Below are 23,977 nucleotides of genomic sequence, written 5' to 3'. Positions count from 1 at the left end.
TTCTTTGTACTGCCATCGCTCATGTTCGCCACAATACTGATCGGCACACTTTTCCCAGGTGCTACCGTCACATCCACTGGGGTTGCTGTCAAGCTTTTTACGCCGTCATATTTATTTTTAATAGTAATCATCGCTGTACTGTTTATGCCAAGTAATGCCCCATTACTGGGAGAACTTAGCTTAATGTAGGCTGTTTCATTATCATCATCTACATCGTCGGATAATATCTTGACATAAAAGGATTTTGTGGTCTCTCTGTCTCCAAATGTCAACGTCCCAGATGTGCTTTCAAAGTCACTCTCAGACATAGCTGTACCGCTATTCACTTCGTAATTGACCGTAATGGGACCCTCTGAGCCTGATAGACGGTTGACGGTGACCATAAGATTATCACCTTCAGAAGCATAATAGGCTGAAGAGGAAAGTTCTAAAATACCCGGGTTAGTTCTCTCATTGTCAACGATTGTAACGGTTGCACTAGCTTTTTCGCCTAATGTCACACCATTAGTGGGATTACTTAGATTAATAATGAACCCTTCTTTTTCCTCAGTAATCCCATCATCAATAATTGGAACAGTCAAGGTCTTAAATTTTTCTCCTGGGAGAAACGTTATTGTACCAGTGACAGGAATAAAATCCTCCCCACTTTTTGCTTCTTTTTCTACTATAGAGTAATCTACATTAAATTCCCCATCAATTCCATTATTTCTCATAACAGTAACACTTACATTTCCTGCATCTTCAAGAACACCGAAATTTGTTGAGATAAATTCTACACTTTGGGCGGTAGAATGGCTTTGATCAACGGTAATGTTTACAATGGACGTATCAAGTAACGAACCATCCCCTCTAATCTCTATAGGAATAGTGTATGTTCCTTCTAAAGTTCCTGGCGGGATATGTACATTCACCTTTACCGTTTTTGATTCCCTTGGGCCTACATTAATGAAAGTAGATGGACTAAAAGAAATCCAAGATTTAAAATCTTCAGGAACATAAAAACCAAGTTCTTTGATATTTAATACTTCCTCACTTACCATTTCTATAATCTTAGATGAAACATCCTCCGCAGAAGCTAACGAGTAATATTGTCCATTTGTTCCTTCCAGACCATCAAATCCTATAGATACACCTTTGAATGTTGCCGCTGCCTCAGCGGAACTACCCGCCTGAAGAGCCAGCACCATTATCTTCTTGTCTCTAAGTGACTGAACAACTGTTTCGAAATCCAAATCGTCAGATGTATTTGCAATGCCATCTTCACCCGGGTCTCCCCCGAAATTGTAACCCGCGAAATCCATGTCATGGGTAGGAGCATCTCCAATTAAAACAATGATTTTTTTTGAATCCTCTCTCCAGTTCATTGAAGGTTTTGATGCTTCAAACAGCGCACGCGTATAACTTTCAGGCCAATCCCCTCCACCGGATGCGTAAAGAGACTGAATTGCATCAGACACACTGGAAATATCATTGGTTAACGTCTGTTCAATATAATACGGTTTATCTCCACTACTTCCGTATGTAGAATAATAGCCCGAATAACTGTAACTTCCATAATAGTCACGAAATGAAACTACACCAAAGTAGGCGTCCTCAACCTTACTTCTTATGTTGTTCATAATATCTATCGATCTTCTTTTAGCATTCTCTATCTCCGCTCCCATACTCCCTGTGGTGTCAATAACAAACACAACATCAAGCTTTTTGATGGGCGGGGTTCCGGTCGTAAATACCAAATCAAACTCGGTACTCTGATTTGGAGCCATATTTAGATCTATTATGTCAGGAGATAACCATGCCTCAAGAGCATATGTCATGTTCGGATACAAAATTAATAGGAATTGAGAACAAATAATAATAAAAGTTTTTATTAACCTCTTCATCACCGCTCTTAGAACTAAATAACCAATTAAGGTTAATAATTCTAAGGTTCACCTCTCTTTAATCAAGATGGTATGGTATAGAAAGAAAGACTCTGGAAATCTCCAGAGTCTTAGAATTACTTTTGGTAAAATTAACGGAGTAGTTGCAATACACCTTGCGGTTGTTGGTTAGCTTGAGCCAACATCGCTTGTGCTGCTTGAGAGAGGATGTTGTTCTTCGTGAACTCCATCATTTCCTTCGCCATCGTGCGAACATCCACTTTCGTGAATGACTAGACTATATCTTCACCCTCAGCTTTACCTGTTAGGGGCCGGGCACTTCGGATCCACCATGTCTCTCTTCATGGCCTCACCTACGGGTTTCATCGCCATAGCTTTCGCCTTAGGCGGTATACCCTAGTCGTTGAACCTTCTCCAGAGTTTCCTCACAGGAGCTTGGCTGCTCGGTTGCCCAATCCTTTGACTTTTCAAGCCATCACGCTTGCCGTTTCCAGCTACGTTGTGGCGTCAAAGGCTCTAAGGGGTTTCCAGCAATTCACCCGGTTATCCTCACTAGCCGTTTCCAGCTAGGACGACTCTGCCTGTTGCTGACTACGCAGCTAAGGCATAATCTACGTCACGGATACGAGACTCAGCAGCTGTTAAGTTCTCAGCTGATGTGCCTAAGTTGTTGATTGTGTGCTCTAAACGGTTAGTATAAGCACCTAATTTTGAACGCTCAGCTGACACTTTATCAATTGCAGTTTGGATAGTTGTAATCGCATTGGTAGCAGCTGTTGCATTAGAAGATATATCAATTCCAGCTGTTACTGTAGCATCCCCACCTGTCGAAGCAGCTGCTCCCGTTGCAACTCCTAGGGTAACAGCATCCATCGCCTTAATTGATAATGTGATAGTTTGGCTTTGGTTAGCACCAATCTGGAATGTTAAATCAGCGGCGCCTGCTACAGAAGAAGTGCTGTCTTTAGACCCATCTAAAAGCTTCATAGTGTTAAACTCAGTCGTATTTGAAATACGTGTAATTTCATTTGCTAATTGATCTACTTCCTCTTGAAGTCGCTGACGGTCAGTAGAAGTGTTAGTATCGTTCGCAGCTTGAACTGCTAGCTCACGCATGCGTTGAAGAATGCTGTGAGTTTCGTTTAACGCACCTTCTGCTGTTTGGATTAAAGAAATCGCGTCTTGTGAGTTTTTGCTAGCCATTTCTAAGCCACGAATTTGTCCACGCATTTTTTCAGAGATCGCAAGACCTGCTGCGTCGTCGCCTGCGCGGTTGATGCGAAGACCAGAAGATAATTTTTCCATTGATTTTGATGCAGCATTCGTACCAACTGTTAATTGACGATACGTGTTAAGAGCTGCAATGTTGTGGTTAATTCTCATTTTGTTTTCCTCCTTGAATTTTTTGTTATTCCACGTCCTTGTGGAAGTAATTTTTCAATTCGCAGATAGATAGAAAGTCGGCCGCCTTTCGTCTCTATGCTGCTTTCACTTTTATTATCGGCATGAGTGTTTGGTAGTTTAATAGGTTGTTATAAAAAATTTTATATTTTTATGTCGAGAAATTGTGAAAATGGCGAAGGCTGTTGGATTTCTTTAATGATGCGCGCTGGGTCATCTTTATGTTTGTTGATTATTTCATTTAACGCTTGTTCGGCAATTTGTTTGTTGTCTTCAACAATGCGCGCGATGACGCCTGGGATTTGTACGCCACCGATGCTAACGCTCATGACTATTTCCCCCCTTTCAAGTTTTTCAACTGCTTGTTTAATTCGTGTAGCGATGCTTCGGAGGCGAGGATGGCTTCATTATTTTCGTTTTGGATGGCGAGATAGATTTCTTTCCGATGAATTTCGACATGTTTCGGTGCGTTAATGCCAAGCTTGACTTGATCTCCGCTAATGGCAAGAACAGTAATTTCAATATCATCGCCGATTTGAATCGCTTCTTTCAGTCTGCGCGTTAACACTAGCATCTCTCTCGCCCCCTTTATTTTGCCTCGACTTTGTTTGGGAATAGCCGATGTTTCGTTTTATACGGTGTATTCGTTAAAATCACTTGTTTGCCGAGTTTCTTTTCGTAATTTAAGACAATTGGTGCTTGTAAGTTCGCGGTTGTATTGTCAAACGGATCGGCAACTGTCAAAATCACATATACAGCCACTTCTTTTTCTGAAGAAAGCTCGAGCTGTGTTACCGTTTGCTCATCCAGTTCAATATCGTAATCTGGAAAATACCCAAACGGATCAATCATCGCAAACCCGAGCGCTGGCGTTTTGACTGATTGTAAAATAACAAATGGAGTGTCTTCCAATGGCAATAGGACAAATTGTTTTTCGTCTAAAAAACCCGGAATACCGCACTCAAAATGAAAAATATCCTTTTCATTAATTTCAATTTCACCATGATATTTTGTACGAAGTTTCATCGTTTCACACCTTTTTGTTAAATCGAAATTTCAAAATTAGTACCAACAAACCGTAAGTTAACGAAATCGATTTTTAATGAATTACGCTGCGCAAGCTCTGTCGTCACTTTCCCCGGTGTATAGTTGATAATTGGCTTGTTTATTTTTGTATTATTAATCGGTTTATTGACCTTTACATCAATATGCACTTTCGCCGGTTCAAAGTTCGTTTTTACACTGAACAGAGATGGAATCCAAGTAATATTCAAATCATATATCGGGTCTTCACTGTTTTCTTTTGCCTGATCGGCAATCGGGTCGCCGCCATCTTCAATTCTCATCAACTCATCCCCTTGACGAGACACGCGCGCTATCCCTTCTAACCAATCTTCATAACCTTGTTGCGCAAATTCTTCAATGCGGCGGAAAATATGTTTCAAATCCATATCTTCCCATGCTTTTGTTTGGTCAATGGTTAGTTTTGATGGTGTCGTTTCAATCTTCATTTCTGCCGGAGGTTGCTGCAGGTGAAGTTCTGCTGGCGGCTGTTCGATTTCCTGCACAGGCGGAGTCGTCTCAATCGCGATTTTCGCAAAGGTAGATTGTAAGCGAATTTGCGGCAGTTGCATGTTTCATCCCCTCCTAGAGGAAAAGAGGCTGACCTAACAGTGTCTGACCTCACGCGAAATCCATCATATATAGTGTTCTTATCTCACATTATGTACTATATATTGTGGTTTTGGGGTCTGACACTTACATTCGGGTCAGCCTCTTAACGTAAAAAGTCAAGAAGCGTTGGCTGAATAATGCGGGCACCAACACCTAGCGCGGCGCGATGCACGCTTTCTTGTGTTTTTAAGTCAGTAATGACGCGCTCAATATCAGCATCTTCGTTATCCGATAAAATACGGTTGGCGATGACTTCTTGCTGGTCAATTCTTTCTTCCATTAATTCAACTCGATTCAAACGCGCTCCTAATTCCGCGCGAGCGCTAAGTAAACTATTAATATGTTTATCAATATAACCAAGGTATTGGTTTATATCTTTTCCGGATTTTGTCGCATCATTTAAGTCATTATTTAAAAATTTTAAATCACTAAATAATCCGTTTCCGTTTGCTGTTGTTGCCGTATTGTCATAATTAAATACTTTTGTCGGATCAACGTTTACCGAAATATAAATTCCTTTTGACAATTCAATTTTCACTTCTCCGGTGCTAGGCAACTTAGGTGGAACCACGTTTAAATCAACAGGCTGTATAAGTGTATCAGTTCCATTAAAAATGTATTTATCTCCAACTTTTGTGTTTGCAATGGAAACTAAATGATCAGTCAGCTGCTGAATCTCTTGCGCAATCGATTCACGTTGGCTTGCTTCGTACGTATCGCTGCTCGCTTGAACGACAAGTTCGCGAATGCGTTGTAATGCTTGTGTCGCTTTATCAAGCGCTGCATCCGAGTTTTCAATCCAGCTGTATGCCTCAGAAAAGTTTCGCTTATATTGTTCAACTTCCGTTAAATTTGTGCGGTATATCATCCCTTTCATTGCGATGACTGGATCATCTGAGGGACGATTAATTTTTTTCCCTGTTGCTAGTTGATCTTGATATTTGCCAAGTCGCGCATAACTGGCACTTAAGTTTCTAAGCATATTTCCGGTTAACATTCCTTGTGTTACGCGCATGTTTGTTCACCTACCTCTATCTACCTACAATGCCCATGCCGTTAATAATTTTGTCTAACATCTCATCAATGACGGTAATTTGACGTGCCGCTGCATTGTAAGCATGCTGGAATTTAATCATGTTCGTCATTTCTTCATCGAGGGATACAGAGCTGACTGACTGGCGACGCTCTTCTACGGACTGACGTAATACCTCACTGTTATTTTTTAGCCGCTCGGCTTGCTGTCCATCAACGCCAAGCTTTCCAATCCATCCCTCGTAATTTGACTTAATTGTACCGCTTGCTAGACGCGGTGGTGTCGATCCCAGAGTAGTTAAATCGATAGATATATCTATTAAATTCACTGTTCCAGAAGATAAAAGTATTTGTCCAACATTTGCTAGATTCAGAGCATTACTACCATTTCCGGATTCGCTTATTCCTGATGCGTTCAGTTTTGTTGATGCCGCAATTTTCGAAAGATCATCGATTGCCGATGATAACTTAATGTTCTTAGCAGCTCCCGGAACGTTTAATGTTGTGTCATCAAAGAATTCAACACCATTTGTATTACTGTTAAGTCCGTAACCCTGTTTATGAATAGCGTTAAATACTTTTCCAAATGTGTATGCTAAATTATCTAAATTGCTAATCATGTCTGGATAAATGCCGTGTACACTATTAGAAGAATCAACATAACCAAATGACTCCATTAATCCACGTAACTTACCTGATGGAAAGATAACTTGATTGGTCGCCGATGTGATTGAAATAGAATTTCCGCCTAACTGGACGCTGTCAATATCACCCGTCGGCGTTTCTTTAATTCCGTCTCCGTCAATATCTTGACCGTTTGGAAGAGAAAATGAATTAGCTAAACTACCTTGAACTAAGTAAATTTTATTGCCGCTGCCATCCACAATCGGATTACCATTGCTGTCCACAAGATAGACATTGTATGTTCCTTCAGCAATCTTTAACGCATTTCCACCGTTTGGAACTTTCTCAACTTGTACGTTCACTAATTTTGACAGTTCGTCAATCAAGCGGTCGCGCTCATCGTACAAATCGTTTGGCAAATAGCCGTGCGGCTCAATTTCGCTGATTTGCTGGTTGATTTTGCTGATTTGTTGTGCCAGAGAGTTAATTTCTGTAATTGTAACACCAATTTCATTACCTAAATCCTTTTTAATTTGCGATAACGAGTCATGCAAGTAATGAAACGTTTCAACAACCGCCAATCCGCGTTGACGAACGACCGAACGCGCCCCTTCATTTTCCGGATTAACACTTAAATCTTGCAGCGCTTGCCAAAACTGATCCATCGTTTTCGCTAAACCGCTGTCTGATGGCTCGTTCATGATATCTTCCATTTTCTTTAAGGCATCTGCTCGCGCTTCCCAATAACCAAGCTTGTTATTTTCCCCACGATATTGAATATCTAAAAAGCCTTCACGCACACGTTCAATAGAATCCGCTTTTACCCCTGTTCCCATTTGTCCTGGAATTTGCGGGCGGTTCATCGAAGCTGGTGGATATGGCTCTGTCTGTGCAAAATTGACGCGTTGACGCGAATAGCCTGGTGTGTTCGCGTTCGCGATGTTATGACCGGTTACATATAACGCTGATTGTTGTGTATACATTCCTCGCTTGGCCGTTTCTAAGCCATGAAACGTTGACCGCATCGTCTGTTCCTCCAATGCCTGAAAATTGCTTTTTCCTATGCCTTTGAATCAAATATCGACCGACTGTTTTCATACTGTGGTGTCGTGGCGGCGTTCGGTATTCCATAGTTCACTTCTTGCGGTTGCGGCATAATCATATCTAATGTCATGTTGACAAATTGTAATGATTGCTGTGTAAGCTGTTGGTTTAATAGATTAATATTTTTAAGCTCCGAAACTACCGCTGATAATTCATCTTTTAATCTCTCAAGTACCGACCGCTCTGATTCTTCCACTAATTCAATGCATGTCGTTAATGTCCGCTCATGCTCATGCTTGCCTGCAGTATTCACCATCGCTTCCACAACATGCATCCGTTCCCGCTCAACTTGATTAATCGCTGCAATATATTTTTGTTCTTGTTTCATAATTCCGCTGAGGGCTTCCATATCGCCTTTTTTTAATACTTCCGTTTTTTGGTTTGCTAACTCCAACAAACCTTTATGCAGTTTCACATGCTTTTCCAGCAACTCGATTAATAGTTTGACAGACAATCCAATCTCTCCTTAAACGTACATAAAAATTAAACCAGTATTATGGGAATACTGATTTAATTTTCAAAGTAAAACTTGTATATACTTTTCGCGATAGCCTCTGGATCAATTTTATATGTTCCGTTTTGTACTTGTTCTTTTAACTTGCGCACTTTCTCTTGACGCTCGATCGTCCATTGAGAAACTTGCTGCAGTTCTTTCGCCGCCGCGGAAATTTCTACTTTATCTTGCTTATCAACAACCTTTTTCACCTGCATCTCTTTATCATCTAACTGACGTCTGTAAGGATTCATTCCCGCCGGTCCAAAATGATTAATTCGCATGCCGCTCCCTCCCTTTTTCGATCCGCTTCCGTATCTTTCTATTTATATTATCGTCAAAAGAATAGGATTGTTTACAAAACGATCATCTTTTTTTTGCATAATAAATCGTGCCGATTTGACGTTTTTTCTCTTCTTCTTTTTGCAGTTTTTCTATTTGTTGATTCAAGTCTTTTAAACAATCAGCGCACAGTTTTCCCTCTCTGATTAACGTACCACAACAGTCGCAAGGATACCCTAAATTCGGGAATTGTACGAGTTTTATACGCCCGCTTTTAATGAATTTAATCAACAGCGATTCCTTAACCCCTGTTGCGTCTACCACTTGCGTCATGGTCGCCATGCGGTTTTCCCTTTTGCGCAAAAAATTATAAACTTTCTCGAACTCCTTTTCTTCTTCTCGATAACAATTCTCGCAAATATCGCGAAATTTGTTTTTAACGAATAAACTGCCGCAACTTGCGCAATTTTCTAAGTTCATGGTCCTGCCCCCAATGCTTTCGATCTATTTCTTTCATTATAAGATCACTAAAAACCTATTACGTATAAATATTAATAATTAACCCTTGAATTTCCCCGATTTTACTCAAAAGATCGATTCCTTCTTTTTCCTGTTGTAAAACTGCATTCGTTAAGTCGAGCAATTTTTGATTGACTTCTTTTACAACTTTGTATAGCCGTGAACGCCCGCTCCAATTGAAGCCGCGCTGTTCCGATAATTGCAAACCATTTTTTACAGCATCATCAAGCAGCGTTTTCACGAGCTTTTTATATTTTCGCAAATCTTCTACCGAACGAGATTCCGCTAAAATTTTTCCTTGTTCTTCAATTTCTTTCACAAGTTGCTGAAACCGTTCAAGTGCGAGTTCTTCATTCTGCTTTGCCACGACTTCTGCAAATGATACAGACGCTGATGCTGTTGCTTCCTTTTTACTTACGTTCATCATGTTGGCTTTGGTGATTTTTTGAATTTCCACATCCATCTCTCCTATTGTTGTTCAATGCTCTTAATTAATTTTAAAATTTCTCCAATGACTGCATAAAGCTGTGAAGGAACGCGGTTTTCCGGGTCTGCTAAATGTTCGACAAGCGATGGATCATTTTGTAATGGAATGTTTTGTTGCTGCGCTCTTTCCATCATTTGCTTCACGGCGCTTACATTGGACGAAGGGGCCGCTGAAAGCTGATTGGCTCCTTCTTCATAGCTTGTTAACGCGGAAAAATAATGTTGATAACCATTTTTCATACCGTAACATCATAACCTTTCTCGCTATTTGTTTCTTTCGCTTGCGTTGTTTCCGTAACTGCTTTTTGCTCTTCTTGTTCATTCATTTTCGTAAAAGTAATTCCTTTTACATTGTAGCCGATTGCTTCCAAGTTTTCCTTAGCCATCTCTGTTAACGATTTTAATGCTTCGGTAAGTTTTACATTGTCCGTTTTAATGGTAAGTGTTAAATTTCTTTCTAGTGCTTGAAGCAAAATCCCGATTTTCCCGTGTTTTTCCGTATCAAGCAAAAAGTATAGACTGCAATTTTGCCAATCAAGCTTTCCCCCATCATTGCGGGAATTTAAATAAACATTCACGGTTTCAATTTTCCCCTGCAATAACATCGGCAATTGATAAAACATCGTTTGCATATGATGGTTAGCGTCAAATTTACTTAACAGCTGCTGACCTGTCATATTCGTTAAAGCGTGCTCGGCTTGCTGAGCAATCATGCCATGTTCTCCTTGGCTTAATTTCATTAACAACGCCTTTATATTTTGCGGCTCGATGGCTGGCTGCTTAAACAATAAGGCTCGAGAAACATCTTTTTCATGCTGAAACCCTAATTGTCGAAACTGTTCAAACATATTTCGCGCTGAAACTTCCTCACCTAGCGGAAATTTTAATGTTCTGGCCATTTGCGAAAGAAGCTGCTGCTTTGGTGTTGCTTCTTGCTCGTTTAAATGAAAAGTAGAAACAAAATGCTTTATTTTTACATCTGCCGGTTGAAAGCGAAGATTTTCCATAAATTGCTTCACTTCGTTCACGATTTTTAAAGCATCGCTCGGCTTTCCCACAGTAAGCAACTGCTTCGCTTCCGCTAACTTCGCGCTTGCCTGAAGCATTTGTTTCTCTGTTTTCATGTCGGTAAAAAGCATAAATTCTCCTTGCAAAATGGCACGATCCAATGTGTGAATCACAGCCTCAATAAATTGCTTTGCCTGCTGGCGCGCCTGCACTTGTCCGCTATCAAGCAAAAATTGAACATTCTCTAATTTTTTATTGATCTCTGTTTGTAACTTTTTAAAATCTAGCGTCATTTGCGAAAGCTTTTCCGTAATCGTCTTCACGATGATATCTTTCGTTTGGACAGGTATGGTCTGAAACCATTCCTCATTCCAATACGGTAGTTCCGTTCGTTGTCCGTCCGTTGCTTCTACTACTTCTGCAGAAATGCTGCTATCCTTTTGCGAGATGAATGGATCTTCTAATAAGTCTGTTTTTGTTTGAGAAGGGAAAAGCTTGTTTTCATTGTTAACCGGTTCCCTGTTGTTCTCCTCCGAAGATGGTAAATGTGACAATAGATTGAGATGATCGGCCAACTGCGTTAATACCTCACCGAACGGTTCACCATGCAGCGCTTCATGGATGGATTGTAAATGGAATTCGGTGATTTCAAGCTTTTTATTAGCCAGTGCCTGTATCGTTTCCAATTTTTCGTTTAGCGTTCCTTTCGCTTTTTCGAAAAAACGTCTTAATATCGCTTTCTCTTCCTTAGATAGGCGAATTCCTTGCGCTAGCAAAATTTGTTCGGCTTTCTCTAATTCACTAGCAGGGAGCAACCCTGTGACTGCATCATTCGCTTCCGCTGTTTGCGGTACGACTTGCACTTGTAAAACATGATCTTTCATTCCGGTAATTTGCACAGCAAATTGATCTTCATTTGGTATTTCACCTTGAAAGCGAACGTGCACATCCTGCCCTTTAACCGTTACAATCGCCTCATTGTTGCTTAATCTTTCCTTCATTGTCGCGAAAAATGTTTCTCCCTCTTTTAAGGAAAACGATAATGGATTAGCCATTGACCCGCTTATGATGAAATCGTTGCGAATTTGCATATATTTCACGCTCCGCTCTATCCTTTACTATTTTTAATATCGGCATGTTTACCCTAGATATTAACCTCTTGCTAATGTGAATGAAGAAACAGAAGCGGCATCAGCCTCAAGCAACACTTTCGCCGCATGTCTTAGCGTCGTTCCTGTCGTGTAAATGTCGTCGATGAGGACAATACGCTGGTTCGCTAAAGAGATGGGTTCCGCTAATTGAAACACGTTTTCCGTTTGTAATCTCTCGCGGCGTGATTTTTTTGATTGTTTTTCGTGGTGATGACGTGTGAGGATATCGTGGATGGGGAGATTTAATAGCTCAGCGAGCGCTTTTGCCTGGTTAAAGCCTCGTTCGTATAAACGCTCCGTGCTGAGAGGAATCGGAGCGATGAGGAACGTATCATCAAAATGACGAAAAAATTCTCGAGAAAAATCCTCTTCAAACGCTTTGACAATCGCGTAATCACCGCGAAACTTCCAAAGGGAAACCACTTCTTTCATAAAGTCATTATATAAATAAACAGAGCGGTTTTTCGTTAAAACATCTTTCCAATCGTCATCTTCCTGCCAGCGAATACAGTCGGTACATACGGGGCCTTGACGATAAGAGGAGTCCAGATGCTGAAAAGGCCGCCCACAACTCTCGCACATTTCCCCGCTAATGAATAAAAATGAGCGGCGGCATTTTTCGCAGAGAATGTCGAGGTTCTTCAATGTTAATACATGCTGCCAAGTAACAATCGGATGGTAAGGTGCATGGCAAATCAGACAAGAATGCGTCACTTTGTTTTCAACAGCCCCCTTTTTGCCGCTTCTTTGTTCATTTTTTCAATGTGCTGTTTCGCAGCCATCATTTCTTTTGTTTTTCCGTAATGAAAAAAACGAACATCGCCGCTTGGATATTGTGCGCTTCTGCCAACGCGCCCGGCAATTTGCACGAGCGCTCCCTCCGTAAAAATGCGGTCTTCGGCACCGAGTACAGCAACATCGATATTCGGGACCGTCACACCGCGCTCTAAAATCGTTGTCGTTACAAGAAGCGGAAGTTCTCCTTTGCGAAAAGCAGCAACTTTTTCTTTTCTTGCCGGGTCTTCAGCGTGAACCCCTTCGATATTCGAATTGAGCTTTTTTAAAATCGCGACTATCTTCTCTAAAAGCTCGATGTGCGGCACAAATAGAAAAGCTTGCTTGCCCCCAACAAGACGATCATGAATCCACGCAAGAACGTTGCGGGGCAAAGACTGCTTCTTCACTGCTTTGCGCCAATTGCCACACCATTCAAAGGTAGGAACTGGGAGCGGAAAACCGTGATAGCGGGCCGGAATCGTCACAGCTTTTCGTTTTCCTTCTTTCACATCTTGCTGCCACTGGCGATTCGGTGTGGCTGTTAAATAAATAACAGAGGACGGCTCTTTTCTTGCTTTTTCCGCGGCATACTGTAACATCGGCTCGACTGAATACGGAAACGCATCAACTTCATCAATGATCATCACATCAAACGCTTTGTAAAATCGAAGCAGTTGATGTGTCGTAGAAATCACAAGCGGTGCTGTTTTGCCGCGGTCTTCACTGCCGCCATATAAGGCGATGACAGGAAGGTGAGGAAATACTTGTTTGAAGCGAGGAGCCAGTTCTAGCACCACATCGGTCCTTGGGGTAGCGATGCAGACCCGCTTTCCTAACTGCAACGCCCGATGGATTCCTGGAAACAATACTTCTGTTTTCCCTGCTCCACACACCGCCCAAACAAGCAGTTGGTCGTTATGCTCGATGGCTTGTACAACCGCTTCAGCCGCCGATTGCTGCCCTGATGAAAGGGTGCCGTGCCAATGTAATGCATCGTCATACATTTGTCCTCTCACCGGTATGCATGAAACAATGAGCGGTGTGCAGGCACTCACCCTTCCCATCGTAATGCATTTGCGGCAATATGGGCATGGTTGCTGGCAACGAGAACAGAAGAACGAAGCGAATAAATGAGCTTCTTCATTGCCGCACCGTTCGCAGCGATAGCCTTTCGTTGTTTTCGTAATGCCTTTTTTGTACATGACATATCCTTGTTCATAATGCGCATGAATTAATTCAATCGGAAAAGGAAGTTCATCAAGAAGCAGTTGTTTTCCTTCAAGGAATGAGAGAAGTTCAGTGGAGAAAGAAAAGTGAGGATGAACAGGAAAAGAAGGAAGATGCTCAAAACAGCTAATAGGCATTGCCTCTTTCCCCTGCACTTTCGCCAGCGGCTCTGGGATGAGGCGGTTATTTTCGAGGATAAAACGCATAGCAGCCCTCCCTGAATGAAATGAAGTTTTTCGTACTGTTTTCTATGGTCCTTACCATTTCTAAATAACGCCGCGCTCATTGGCACGGCGTTTCATTCTGGACTACATTAAAGTTTATACCAGCCAAGTCCAAGCGCACCTTCACCTAAATGAGTGCCGATGACTGGCCCGAAATAACTAATCATAAACTCTACATGCGGATAAGTTTGCGCAAGTTCATTTTTCCAAGCTTCCGCTTCTTCCAGGCGATTCGCATGAATAACAACTGCCTTCATCGGCACACCCGTACTTGCGTCTTCAGCAAACAATTCTTCAATGCGCTTGATCGCTTTTTTGCGCGTGCGAATTTTCTCAAATGGCACAATGACTTTATCAACGAAATGAAGAAGCGGCTTTACTTGCAGCAAACTTCCGATGAATGCTTGAGCACCGCTGAGGCGGCCGCCCCGCTGTAAGTGCGATAAGTCATCGACCATGAAGTAAGCGCGAACCGTCTTTTTCATTTCATCCAAGCGGGCGATAATTTCCTCAGGGCTTTTTCCTTCAAGTGCCATCTTGGCTGCTTCCATGACATAAAAACCTTGCGCCATGCAGCTAATTTCGGAATCATACGGATACACTTTGATTCCTTCTACCATATTGGCAGCCGAAACAGCCCCTTGATAGGTGCCGCTAATTCCGCTTGAAAGATGAATGCTAATGACCGCATCGTAATCTTTCGATAATTTTTCGAACGTTTCTACAAACAAACCAAGCGGAGGCTGAGAAGTAGTCGGAAGCTGATGATGCTTTTTCACCTGCTCATAAAATTCATCGGCATGGATGTCTACTTCTTCCCGATATGTTTCATTGCCGAACACAACACTAAGAGGAATCATATGTATATGCAATTTTTCGCGAATATCTTGCGGAATGTATGCCGTACTATCGGTTAAAATTGCCGTTTTCATCATAAGTACCTTCCTCATTCTTAGTTTCTATATAAGTATTCTATATGAAAATGGAACAAATTTCATTATAAAAAAGGGGCTGACCCATAAGTGTCTGACCTCACGTGCATGTCGCAATATATAGTTCATCGATCCAATATGATGTCCTATATATTGTATTGTGGGGTCTGACACGTTGTTTGGGGATCAGCCTCTTTGTCCACTGCCTTAAGCGGAACATAACGAACGCTAAGATTTCTCTTCTTAACGAACTTCCACCCATCCGTTTTTAATCGCCATAACAACCGCTTGCGTACGGTCATTTACATTCATTTTTTGCAAAATATTGCTGACATGGTTTTTCACTGTTTTTTCGCTAATAAATAATGCTTCACCGATGCCGCGGTTGCTTTTTCCATCAGCAAGAAGCTGCAATACCTCACATTCGCGGCGCGTCAGTAAATGAAGCGGCAAGCGAACTTCTTGTTTTTGTTGGTCTTTAAAAGCTCCATTTTGGTCTTCTGTCGCCAAGCGGCGATACTCTTTTACAAGATTGTGTGTCACTTTCGGATGCAGATAAGAGCCGCCCTCTGCCACAACTTTCACCGCTTCAATTAATGCATCCGCATCCATTTCTTTTAATAAATAGCCCATCGCTCCTGTTTGCAAAGCATGTGTCACATAGTTTTCATCATCATGAATAGACAAGATAATCACTTTTGTATCAGGATATGTCTTTATTAATTGGCGTGTCGCCTCAATTCCATTGATATTTGGCATATTAATATCCATGATGACAACATCCGGCTTATACTGTTCAACAATGCTTAATACTTCGCTTCCGTCTGATCCTTCTGCTACTACTTCAAAATCTTTCTCAAAATCTAAAATTCGTTTGACACCTTCACGAAACAATTGATGGTCATCAATAATGACGATGCGCGTTTTCATGTCACGTTCCTCCTTTTTTACTTCTATCCTAAATCGGATTTAAAGGTCTAATGGAATTTGAATCGCCACAACCGTACCGGCACCAATTTTTGAGCGAATCTCCAATTTCCCCTCCAACAAGTCAACACGTTCTTTCATTCCAATCAAACCAAACGCATTTTCCTTCTTTACGCTTGTATCAAATCCTTTTCCATTATCTTTCACGATAATAAATATGTAGTGATTGTTCATTTCGATTTTTACCTGGATTTCTGTCGGTTCCGCATGTTTTAACGCATTTTGCACAGATTCTTGAATCAAGCGAAAAATCGCTACCTCAAAGCGAGGAGGCAGTCGTTTTTCTTGTCCAAGATGAGAGAAGGAAATTTTTGTTACTTTATTATATTCTTCGACCGTTTGTAAATATTTTCTTAGTGTAGGAATTAAACCTAAATCATCAAGTGCCATTGGTCTTAAATCATAAATAATTCGCCGCACTTCGTATAATGCAGAACGAACCATTTTTTTAAAATCGCGCAGCTCTTGAATGGTTGCATCTGGTCCGCTCTCCCGGCAAATTCGTTCCAATAAGTCGGAACGCATCATCACATGAGCAAGCATTTGCGCAGGACCATCATGAATTTCCCGCGATAGTCTTTTTCGTTCTTCCTCTTGCGCCTCGATAATCTTTAAGCCAAACTCCTGCTTTTGTCTTGCCCCTTCGATAAATTCACCAATTTGCCGAAAATCGCTGTTTAAATAGTTCAACACAACCGTAATTTGGCTGATTAAGTGTTCCGCCCGCTCAATCGTTTCCTTTAAGCGAATCAAACGCCGTTCAATCTCATCGCGGCGCGCACGCAGCTGCCGCTCCTGTTCACGAATCATGGTTAATTTCATATGTAAGTCATGCGCTTTTTCATAAGCATCCCGAATCTCCGCTTCCGTATAGCGCGTAAAATTGCGATTCACCTCAGAAAGCCGTTGCCGCGCCAAGCGGCTTTGCGCTTCTAATCTGTCTCCTTCATGAATAACTTTATTGACAAGCTCCTTTGTTTGTGCCAACTCATCAAGCAGCCTTTCATACTCCTGCCGTGACTGTTCGCCAATCTGAAAAATTTCGTCTTTACTGTCGTGAACTGTGTCAATTATTTTTTCGACAATTTTATCTAATTGTTTAGCGTCAAACTGTTTATTAGAACACATCTTCATCCTCGCCTCGATGTAAGTAACATTTTTCCACGTTATGACACATGATGAGGTGGAAAAGGAGTTAAAGTTTGATACGTTCATACAAAAATGGTCTCAAAGCAGATATGTTTCATTAGTTATTGATCGCTCTACATACAAATGACCAATAGTACAAACAGGCAAATTTTTCAGACATTTATTCTTCTAAATTTCCAATTTTAAACGAAAAAAATTTTTATTTGAAGGAAGAAAAATGTCGATTTATAATAGAAAAAGCAATTATATATGCAAAAATTCAGCAACTGTAGCGCAAATTTATTATAACATGTTTTTTATTACTTAATAGTAATATTTTCGTAACAATTATGTTTCAAAAGTGCTTCTCTCCTCATTTTGTCGCAATCGATTTTAAGCAAATGATAACGAGGTGTATTCGCTTTGTTGGAAAAATATTATACAGTTAAAGGCTATGGAGAAAATGAAATTGTGATTGAGAAATCACGATTTATCTGCTATGTGCAACGAGCAACAACAGAGGAAGAAGCGGTTCAGTTTATTCAAGAAATTAAAAAGAAACACTGGGACGCCACACACAATTGTTCCGCTTATTTAATCGGTGAACACGACCAAATTCAAAAAGCAAACGATGATGGCGAACCGAGCGGTACAGCGGGTGTACCTATGCTCGAAGTCCTAAAAAAGAAAGGCTTAAAAGACACGGTCGTTGTCGTTACCCGTTATTTCGGTGGAATTAAGCTCGGTGCCGGAGGGCTCGTGCGCGCTTACAGCAAATCCGTCTCAGAAGGATTAAAAACAACAGGAATTGTTGAACGACGCTTAATGCGAGTGATGCATACAAAAATTGATTACACATGGCTAGGCAAAGTAGAAAATGAACTCCGCTCATCCGTTTACGAAATTAAAGAAATCCATTATCTCGAAAACGTCGAAATTGAAACGTATGTCGAAGAAGGACAAAAACAAGCGTTTATCGAGTGGATGACAGAATTGACAAATGGAAAAGCGGAGATTTATGAGGGAGAGGCCGTGTATTTAGAAAAGGAAATTAACGAAATTTAAAGGAGAACAAACTATGTCGATCAATCAGCGTTATCCTAAAATACAAAAAAGGAAAAGAAAAAGAAGAAGAAGGATTATAAAATTGATATTTTTCACATTTTTATTCTTTATTCTTGCAGGATCATCATACGCTTATTACCTATTGCATAAAGCCCAAAGTGCTGTGAACAAGTCTTATGAAGAATTCCGCCCTGATGCTGAAAAGCGAAACTTAAAAGAAGAAAGCTTTTCTATTTTGTTCATCGGTGTCGATGACAGCGAATCAAGGAAATTTCATGAGTCCACACGGACGGATGCGCTTATTTTAGCAACGTTCAATCCAAAAGATGAATCAGTGAAAATGGTCAGCATCCCACGTGACTCTTATGTATATATTCCCTCTGAGGAAAGCTATGATAAAATTAACCACGCTCATGTATACGACGGTGTAAAAGGCACAGTCGAAACGGTAGAAGAACTGTTTGATATTAAAATCGACTACTATGTGAAAATGAACTTTTACGCTTTCATTGATGTTGTCGACGCCTTAGGCGGCATTAAAGTAGAGGTGCCATATGACATCTCTGAAAAGGATTCAGAGGACCATCACAATGCCATTGTTTTGAAAAAAGGCGTACAAACATTGAATGGTGAGGAAGCTTTAGCGCTTGCCAGAACCCGTAAAAAAGACAATGATATTGAACGTGGAAAACGACAACAGGAAATTATTAAAGCCATTGTGAAAAAAGCTGCCTCAATGCATGCAGTTACAAAGTATGACGATATCATCGAAGCAGTCGGCAAAAATATGAAAACAAATTTAACGTTTAATGAAATGATGTCCCTTATTAGTTATGCCACAACAGGATCAAAGTTAAACATTGATTCTTACACATTAAAAGGTACCGATGACTATGTAGGCGACGCATATGTTTATCGTCTTGATGAACAATCATTAGAAGAGGTTAAGGAAGTATTTAAACATCATCTTGACGGAACAGCGTACACAAGCAACGATTATACCCAGCAAGCGCAAGCAAACAATGATCATCAATAAAAAAATAGACGCTTCATTTGAGGCGTCTATTTTTGTTCGTTCAAAAACAGGTTACATTTCACATAAAAAACAGCTCTTACACAATGGTAAGAGCTGTTTTTATTTCACCTGATTTTTTACATATGCATACCGAATGCCTCTAACTACCTTCAAGAGAGGCTGGTAGTTCTTGTCCACTAATCCAATCTTTTCAACAATCAACTCAATGGCTATGAGCAATACTGCAATGACAAGGAGAGATCCCCACATGGTGGCTCTCGAAAAGATGATCGCTGCAACACCGAATGCAGCACTCATACCGTAAATGATTAAAACGGTTTGTCGATGGCTATACCCTAATCGTAAAAGACAGTGATGTAAATGTGACTTGTCAGGAGCGGACAATGGTTTTTTCTTCACAATCCGGCGAATAATCGCAAAGAACGTATCAGAAATCGGCACTCCTAAAATAATGACTGGAACGATAAACGAAATCGCTGTTACGTTCTTAAAGCCCAGCAAGGACAGTACCGAAATCATGTAACCCAAAAATAACGCTCCTGTATCTCCCATAAAGATTTTTGCCGGATGGAAATTGTAAATCAAAAATCCTAAAATGCTGCCGAGCAAAATAAATCCCATGCTTGTCACGAACACATCGCCTTTTAAAATCGCCATCCAAGACATCGTAATCAATGCGATGGCAGAAACCCCAGCAGCTAAACCATCCAGTCCGTCGATTAAGTTAATCGCATTCGTAATCCCGACAATCCAAAGAATAGTTAAAGGAATGCTTAAAAAGCCAAATTCTAATTGAGAACCAAACGGTAAGTTGATGTACTCAACTTGTACACCGCCAAACACAACAACAGAAGCAGCTAATAACTGTCCTGCTAATTTAACTTTTGCAGGAAGTTCGAATAAGTCGTCTAAAAACCCGGTAACAATAATGATTACACTTCCCAATAAAATCGGGATTTCATAAGCATTGTCAGGATCTAAAAACAAAATTCCGACAATAAAACCAATGTATATAGCCAAACCGCCTAAACGCGGCATAATTTTCTGATGTACTTTTCGTTGGTTTGGTCGATCCGTCGCACCAATTTTAAACGCCAGCTTTTTGACAAGCGGTGTTACAAGTACGGAGGTGACGAAACAGATCAATAAGGTCAAATAAACCATGTAGACCCTCCTTAACTTTATCATAACCACTCGTTGCTTTTTTCTTCACAAAAATCATTCCGTATATTACGCAAAATATTGACAAAAATAAGAAGGAAAAATGCCTAGTTGCATCCACAATGTGGATTATAACACAACCTATGTAAACTCTTAAACAATTATTTTATTAAAAATTTGTAACAGAATGTAACAGAATGTCATTTATGTCATATATATCATTCGACAACTTGTCCACTAAAAAAGAGGGTAAATTCCTTCATTCGTCCATGAAGAAAAAGCAAAAGAAACGCTGGTAATCCTGTTTGCTTTCAGACAAGCTTCGTATCCCCCTATTTCCTGTTAAAGCTTCCGCCATTCCAAATAGAATATTATACCAATTATTCACATTTCTTAATTATGGCTAATTTGGTATACTATATTAGAATTTGGAATAAGGAGCGTAAGTAGGCATGCTTTCACTTTTGAAGAAAACAATAGGAGACGTGAACGAACGCCGATTAAAAAAATATAGAAAACTTGTTGAACAAATCAATGCACTTGAACCTCAAATAGAAAAACTAACCGATCAAGAATTGCAAGCTAAAACGGTATATTTCAAAGAACAGTTAGCTTCAGGAAAGTCAATCGATGACATTAAAGTAGAAGCGTTCGCTGTTGTAAGGGAAGCTGCCAAACGCATACTTGGCATGCGCCATTTTGACGTACAGCTCATTGGCGGTCTTGTCTTAGCGGAAGGAAATATCGCTGAAATGGCGACTGGAGAAGGAAAAACGCTTGTCGCCTCGCTTCCAAGCTACTTGCGGGCGCTTGAAGGAAAAGGTGTTCATGTGATCACCGTCAACGACTATTTGGCCAAACGCGACAGAAACTTAATTGGTCAAATTCACGAATTTCTTGGCCTTACAGTAGGTCTCAATCTTCCAATGATGTCCCCGGAAGAAAAGAGACAAGCATATCAAGCTGATATTACATATGGAATCGGTACGGAGTTCGGATTCGATTATTTGCGCGATAACATGGTGTACCAGCTTTCTGATAAAGTTCAGCGCCCTTACCATTACGCGATTATCGACGAAATAGACAGTGTTTTAATCGATGAAGCGAAAACACCACTCATTATCGCAGGCAAAATGCAATCGAGCCCTGAGCTTCATTATATTGCAGCACGTTTGGCAAAACGGTTCCAACGCGATGTTGATTACACATACGATGAGGAAACAAAAGCGACAAGCTTGACGGATACAGGTATTGAAAAAGTGGAAAAAGCGTTTGGCGTTGACAATCTCTACGATTTACAACATCAAACTCTTTACCACTATGTCATTCAAGCTTTACGGGCGCACGTTATATTTAAGCGCGATGTCGATTACATCGTCCGTGACGGTAAAGTGTTGCTTGTGGACATGTTTACGGGCCGAATTATGGAAGGACGTACATTAAGCGACGGGCTTCATCAAGCAATTGAAGCCAAAGAAGGCCTGGAAATCACGGAAGAAAACAAAACACAAGCTTCGATTACGATTCAAAACTACTTCCGTATGTATCCGATTTTATCAGGCATGACAGGAACCGCGAAAACAGAAGAAAAAGAATTCCAGCATGTCTATGGAATGGATGTTATTTCTATTCCGACCAACAGACCGAAAATACGCGTCGATCTGCCTGATAACGTATATGCAACAAAACATGACAAATACGTAGCGGTTGTAAAAGAAGTAAAAAAACGTCATGAAAAAGGGCAGCCGGTTTTAATCGGCACCACTTCAATTCTTCAATCGGAAAAATTAGCCGAATATCTCGATCAAGAAAACTTACCATATGAATTGTTGAATGCAAAAACCGTTGAGCAAGAAGCAGAATTAATCGCACAAGCTGGACAACGCGGCCGCATTACCATTGCGACGAATATGGCCGGACGCGGAACGGACATTATTTTAGGAGAAGGCGTTGCAGAGTTGGGCGGGCTTCATGTAATAGGAACAGAACGCCATGAAAGCCGAAGAATCGATAACCAGCTGAAAGGCCGAGCTGGGCGCCAAGGCGATCCAGGCTCCAGTCAATTCTTCATTTCGCTTGAAGATGATATGTTCCGTCGCTTTGCCAAAGAAGAAACAGAAAAGCTAAAACAAAAATTGAAAACCGATGAGACTGGACGGATCTTAAACAAAGATATTCATGAATTTGTCGACAAAGTACAACGAATTGTCGAAGGTGCGAACTTCTCCATGAGAGAATACAATTTAAAGCTAGACGACGTTATAAATGAGCAACGAAACGTAGTCTACCACATTCGCGATAAAGTATTAAAAGAGAATGATAGACTTGCTCTCATCATTCCGATGATTCAATCAGCATGTAACCAACTCATCGAAAAATATTGCTCAGAAGAACAAATACCGGAAGAATGGGATCTTGAGGCTCTTGCTGCAGAACTAAGCAATCTTATGTATCCGGAGCAAATCTCGTTTACACGTCCATTAGAAGACATGGACGAAGTAAAAGAGCAAGTAAATCGTGTACTAGATTCCTATATCCATCATCTAGAAAACTGGAAAGAACACGAAGAGCTGCAAACAACGTTAAAACAAGTAATGCTGATCACCATTGATCAAAATTGGATTAAACACTTAGAAAATATGACACGCTTAAAAGAAGGAATCGGCATGCGTTACTATCAGCAAGAAGACCCGATGAGACTGTATCAAAAAGAAGGATTCGAACTATTTACAATGATGTACAACACAATTGAAAGAGAAATCAGTTTTCATCTTTCTCAGCTAATCAGACCATTCATGCAAAGCCATACAAATGAATAAGGAGGTGTCTGCATTGTTATCATTTTTTAAGAAAAAGAAAAAAAGCGGAGAAGACAGTGCTGTTTCCGCCCAAGAACTAGTCAGCGAAACAGATGTGGCGAATGATGAGGAAATTGAGACGGAGCTTTCCTTACATCCGTCATGGAATCTTCCTCTCGAGCAACAATATGTGCTGCGATTTTTAAATAACGAACTAAAGCCGTTAAAACCAAATCAAATTTCGCTGTCCGGCATTGATTTAGCAAGAGAGACGGATTATGTGATTGTATCGGCCTTTGTGCGCCACAGCTTGTCCAAGCCTATCAAACTGGAAAAAGCAACGCTTTTATTGTTAAGCCCGGACAATAAAATCATCGCCCGAAAGCAATTTGATTTAGAGGAACTTGGCGAGATTCCGGCAAAAAGCAGCCGTCCTTGGCATTTTATCTTTGAAAATTCTATTCTAAAAACCGATGAAATTCCGAATGAAGGTTGGAAACTTGCTTTCGAGTTAAAGCCGCAGCATCGTTTAGATTTAGAAGAGAGCTGGGAGCAAAGTCTCTCCGATGAGGATAAAGAAAAATTGCGTCAGCTTGTTGCGCAGCTCGAACCACCAAAGCCAGGTGAAGTAAACTTTCTTGGCTTGCAGGCAAAGCTGACAGAGGAACACGAATTACACGTAACGGTTTTCATTCGCAACGGCAGCGAGCAAAACATCCAGATTCAGCAGCTTCCTCTTCAAGTAGAGGACGCTTCCGGCGAGGTCATTGCCCGCGGTGGATTTACGCTCGACCATTTCGAAGTCAAAGCGAATACGACAAAACCTTGGACATTCATTTTCCCAAAAGAGTTAGTACAAAAAACATCACCGGACTTAAGTAAATGGAAAGTGTATCCAATCCAACAACAATAAAAACGTCGCTAAACGCCGATTTTTTAGGTGATGAAAAAACAAAGAAGCCTGTTACCTTCATGGGTAACAAGC

The 23,977-nt window shown here is 40.8% G+C and carries 24 protein-coding genes and 1 pseudogene; 4 read left to right on the top strand and 21 right to left on the bottom strand.

All coding sequences use genetic code 11. The annotated features are described in order from the left end of the window. The 20 genes and pseudogenes from HNQ85_RS07695 to HNQ85_RS07600 all read right to left on the bottom strand — a co-directional run. A partial coding sequence (locus HNQ85_RS07695) for a Calx-beta domain-containing protein (protein WP_181537162.1) occupies window positions 1-1,883 on the bottom strand: 1,883 nt, incomplete at its 3' end. 131 nt (window positions 1,884-2,014) lie between these two features. Beyond that, window positions 2,015-2,131 (bottom strand): annotated as a pseudogene (locus tag HNQ85_RS07690) (flagellin); the annotation flags it as partial. A gap of 343 nt (window positions 2,132-2,474) precedes the next feature. After that, entirely contained in the window at window positions 2,475-3,266 is a 792-nt protein-coding gene (locus HNQ85_RS07685; RefSeq protein WP_181537161.1) for a flagellin N-terminal helical domain-containing protein, read from the bottom strand. A 161-nt stretch (window positions 3,267-3,427) separates the two neighbouring features. Continuing rightward, on the bottom strand, window positions 3,428-3,613 hold the full coding sequence (locus tag HNQ85_RS07680) for a hypothetical protein (RefSeq protein ID WP_181537160.1): 186 nt from the start codon (window positions 3,611-3,613) through the stop codon (window positions 3,428-3,430). 2 nt (window positions 3,614-3,615) lie between these two features. Then, window positions 3,616-3,858, bottom strand: coding sequence for a carbon storage regulator CsrA (gene csrA / locus HNQ85_RS07675; RefSeq protein WP_181537159.1), 243 nt, complete (start codon window positions 3,856-3,858; stop codon window positions 3,616-3,618). Window positions 3,859-3,872: 14 nt separating this feature from the next. Beyond that, on the bottom strand, window positions 3,873-4,310 hold the full coding sequence (gene fliW / locus HNQ85_RS07670) for a flagellar assembly protein FliW (RefSeq protein WP_181537158.1): 438 nt from the start codon (window positions 4,308-4,310) through the stop codon (window positions 3,873-3,875). A gap of 17 nt (window positions 4,311-4,327) precedes the next feature. Further along, the gene (locus HNQ85_RS07665) at window positions 4,328-4,918 is read right to left on the bottom strand and encodes a DUF6470 family protein (RefSeq protein ID WP_181537157.1); all 591 of its coding nucleotides are present in this window, start codon (window positions 4,916-4,918) and stop codon (window positions 4,328-4,330) included. 143 nt (window positions 4,919-5,061) lie between these two features. After that, on the bottom strand, window positions 5,062-5,973 hold the full coding sequence (gene flgL / locus HNQ85_RS07660; RefSeq protein WP_181537156.1) for a flagellar hook-associated protein FlgL: 912 nt from the start codon (window positions 5,971-5,973) through the stop codon (window positions 5,062-5,064). 16 nt (window positions 5,974-5,989) lie between these two features. Beyond that, the gene (gene flgK / locus HNQ85_RS07655; RefSeq protein WP_181537155.1) at window positions 5,990-7,639 is read right to left on the bottom strand and encodes a flagellar hook-associated protein FlgK; all 1,650 of its coding nucleotides are present in this window, start codon (window positions 7,637-7,639) and stop codon (window positions 5,990-5,992) included. 35 nt (window positions 7,640-7,674) lie between these two features. Next, window positions 7,675-8,172 (bottom strand): flagellar protein FlgN, encoded by a 498-nt coding sequence (locus HNQ85_RS07650; protein WP_181537154.1) that lies wholly within the window; start codon window positions 8,170-8,172, stop codon window positions 7,675-7,677. Window positions 8,173-8,228: 56 nt separating this feature from the next. Further along, complete coding sequence (flgM, locus tag HNQ85_RS07645; protein ID WP_181537153.1) at window positions 8,229-8,495, bottom strand: flagellar biosynthesis anti-sigma factor FlgM; 267 nt, start codon at window positions 8,493-8,495, stop codon at window positions 8,229-8,231. An 82-nt stretch (window positions 8,496-8,577) separates the two neighbouring features. After that, on the bottom strand, window positions 8,578-8,973 hold the full coding sequence (locus HNQ85_RS07640; protein WP_181537152.1) for a TIGR03826 family flagellar region protein: 396 nt from the start codon (window positions 8,971-8,973) through the stop codon (window positions 8,578-8,580). 58 nt (window positions 8,974-9,031) lie between these two features. Next, a complete protein-coding gene (locus HNQ85_RS07635; RefSeq protein WP_181537151.1) occupies window positions 9,032-9,469 on the bottom strand; it encodes a DUF327 family protein in 438 nt (145 codons plus the stop codon). An 11-nt stretch (window positions 9,470-9,480) separates the two neighbouring features. Further along, window positions 9,481-9,738, bottom strand: a complete 258-nt coding sequence (locus tag HNQ85_RS07630) for a flagellar biosynthesis protein FlhB (RefSeq protein WP_181537150.1) — start codon at window positions 9,736-9,738, stop codon at window positions 9,481-9,483. Next, window positions 9,735-11,597, bottom strand: coding sequence for a hypothetical protein (locus HNQ85_RS07625; protein WP_181537402.1), 1,863 nt, complete (start codon window positions 11,595-11,597; stop codon window positions 9,735-9,737). Before HNQ85_RS07625 ends, HNQ85_RS07630 begins: the two co-directional genes overlap by 4 nt. 60 nt (window positions 11,598-11,657) lie before the next feature. After that, the gene (locus tag HNQ85_RS07620) at window positions 11,658-12,371 is read right to left on the bottom strand and encodes a phosphoribosyltransferase family protein (RefSeq protein ID WP_181537149.1); all 714 of its coding nucleotides are present in this window, start codon (window positions 12,369-12,371) and stop codon (window positions 11,658-11,660) included. Beyond that, window positions 12,368-13,867, bottom strand: a complete 1,500-nt coding sequence (locus HNQ85_RS07615) for a DEAD/DEAH box helicase (protein ID WP_181537148.1) — start codon at window positions 13,865-13,867, stop codon at window positions 12,368-12,370. The genes HNQ85_RS07620 and HNQ85_RS07615 overlap by 4 nt, the downstream gene beginning before the upstream one ends. Before the next feature lie 107 nt (window positions 13,868-13,974). Continuing rightward, window positions 13,975-14,817 carry a DegV family protein gene (locus HNQ85_RS07610; protein ID WP_181537401.1) on the bottom strand — a complete coding sequence of 281 codons (843 nt, stop codon included), beginning with the start codon at window positions 14,815-14,817 and terminating at the stop codon, window positions 13,975-13,977. Between the two features lie 243 nt (window positions 14,818-15,060). Continuing rightward, on the bottom strand, window positions 15,061-15,747 hold the full coding sequence (locus HNQ85_RS07605; protein ID WP_181537147.1) for a response regulator transcription factor: 687 nt from the start codon (window positions 15,745-15,747) through the stop codon (window positions 15,061-15,063). Between the two features lie 39 nt (window positions 15,748-15,786). Further along, window positions 15,787-16,932, bottom strand: coding sequence for a sensor histidine kinase (locus HNQ85_RS07600; RefSeq protein WP_181537146.1), 1,146 nt, complete (start codon window positions 16,930-16,932; stop codon window positions 15,787-15,789). A gap of 423 nt (window positions 16,933-17,355) precedes the next feature. On the opposite strand from HNQ85_RS07600, the gene HNQ85_RS07595 reads away from it, so the two are divergent. Then, on the top strand, window positions 17,356-17,997 hold the full coding sequence (locus tag HNQ85_RS07595) for a YigZ family protein (protein ID WP_181537145.1): 642 nt from the start codon (window positions 17,356-17,358) through the stop codon (window positions 17,995-17,997). A 13-nt stretch (window positions 17,998-18,010) separates the two neighbouring features. Next, the gene (locus HNQ85_RS07590; protein ID WP_181537144.1) at window positions 18,011-19,033 is read left to right on the top strand and encodes an LCP family protein; all 1,023 of its coding nucleotides are present in this window, start codon (window positions 18,011-18,013) and stop codon (window positions 19,031-19,033) included. 99 nt (window positions 19,034-19,132) lie between these two features. On the opposite strand, the gene HNQ85_RS07585 is transcribed toward HNQ85_RS07590, so the two are convergent. Continuing rightward, a complete protein-coding gene (locus HNQ85_RS07585) occupies window positions 19,133-20,197 on the bottom strand; it encodes a glycosyltransferase family 4 protein (protein ID WP_181537143.1) in 1,065 nt (354 codons plus the stop codon). Between the two features lie 449 nt (window positions 20,198-20,646). On the opposite strand from HNQ85_RS07585, the gene secA2 reads away from it, so the two are divergent. Together secA2 and HNQ85_RS07575 are read left to right on the top strand one after the other, a co-directional pair. After that, window positions 20,647-23,013 (top strand): accessory Sec system translocase SecA2, encoded by a 2,367-nt coding sequence (secA2, locus tag HNQ85_RS07580; protein WP_181537142.1) that lies wholly within the window; start codon window positions 20,647-20,649, stop codon window positions 23,011-23,013. A gap of 13 nt (window positions 23,014-23,026) precedes the next feature. Beyond that, the gene (locus HNQ85_RS07575; protein WP_181537141.1) at window positions 23,027-23,905 is read left to right on the top strand and encodes an accessory Sec system S-layer assembly protein; all 879 of its coding nucleotides are present in this window, start codon (window positions 23,027-23,029) and stop codon (window positions 23,903-23,905) included. The last annotated feature ends 72 nt before the right edge of the window (window positions 23,906-23,977 follow it).

Origin of the sequence: [Anoxybacillus] calidus, assembly GCF_013760845.1 — a bacterium.
Taxonomy (GTDB): domain Bacteria; phylum Bacillota; class Bacilli; order Bacillales; family Anoxybacillaceae; genus Paranoxybacillus; species Paranoxybacillus calidus.
The sequence above is the reverse complement of the archived record's forward strand: the minus strand, read 5'-3'. Positions and strand labels throughout refer to the sequence as shown.

Coding starts and splice junctions, on each gene's coding strand:
- HNQ85_RS07615 (WP_181537148.1), bottom strand. CDS start 13,867: ATGCGTTTTATCCTCGAAAATAACCGCCTCATCCCAGAGCCGCTGGCG.
- flgK (WP_181537155.1), bottom strand. CDS start 7,639: ATGCGGTCAACGTTTCATGGCTTAGAAACGGCCAAGCGAGGAATGTAT.
- flgL (WP_181537156.1), bottom strand. CDS start 5,973: ATGCGCGTAACACAAGGAATGTTAACCGGAAATATGCTTAGAAACTTA.
- HNQ85_RS07600 (WP_181537146.1), bottom strand. CDS start 16,932: ATGTGTTCTAATAAACAGTTTGACGCTAAACAATTAGATAAAATTGTC.
- HNQ85_RS07640 (WP_181537152.1), bottom strand. CDS start 8,973: ATGAACTTAGAAAATTGCGCAAGTTGCGGCAGTTTATTCGTTAAAAAC.
- HNQ85_RS07625 (WP_181537402.1), bottom strand. CDS start 11,597: ATGCAAATTCGCAACGATTTCATCATAAGCGGGTCAATGGCTAATCCA.
- HNQ85_RS07605 (WP_181537147.1), bottom strand. CDS start 15,747: ATGAAAACGCGCATCGTCATTATTGATGACCATCAATTGTTTCGTGAA.
- HNQ85_RS07590 (WP_181537144.1), top strand. CDS start 18,011: ATGTCGATCAATCAGCGTTATCCTAAAATACAAAAAAGGAAAAGAAAA.
- fliW (WP_181537158.1), bottom strand. CDS start 4,310: ATGAAACTTCGTACAAAATATCATGGTGAAATTGAAATTAATGAAAAG.
- HNQ85_RS07685 (WP_181537161.1), bottom strand. CDS start 3,266: ATGAGAATTAACCACAACATTGCAGCTCTTAACACGTATCGTCAATTA.
- csrA (WP_181537159.1), bottom strand. CDS start 3,858: ATGCTAGTGTTAACGCGCAGACTGAAAGAAGCGATTCAAATCGGCGAT.
- HNQ85_RS07665 (WP_181537157.1), bottom strand. CDS start 4,918: ATGCAACTGCCGCAAATTCGCTTACAATCTACCTTTGCGAAAATCGCG.
- HNQ85_RS07610 (WP_181537401.1), bottom strand. CDS start 14,817: ATGAAAACGGCAATTTTAACCGATAGTACGGCATACATTCCGCAAGAT.
- HNQ85_RS07585 (WP_181537143.1), bottom strand. CDS start 20,197: ATGGTTTATTTGACCTTATTGATCTGTTTCGTCACCTCCGTACTTGTA.
- HNQ85_RS07630 (WP_181537150.1), bottom strand. CDS start 9,738: ATGAAAAATGGTTATCAACATTATTTTTCCGCGTTAACAAGCTATGAA.
- HNQ85_RS07680 (WP_181537160.1), bottom strand. CDS start 3,613: ATGAGCGTTAGCATCGGTGGCGTACAAATCCCAGGCGTCATCGCGCGC.
- flgM (WP_181537153.1), bottom strand. CDS start 8,495: ATGCGAATTAATCATTTTGGACCGGCGGGAATGAATCCTTACAGACGT.
- secA2 (WP_181537142.1), top strand. CDS start 20,647: ATGCTTTCACTTTTGAAGAAAACAATAGGAGACGTGAACGAACGCCGA.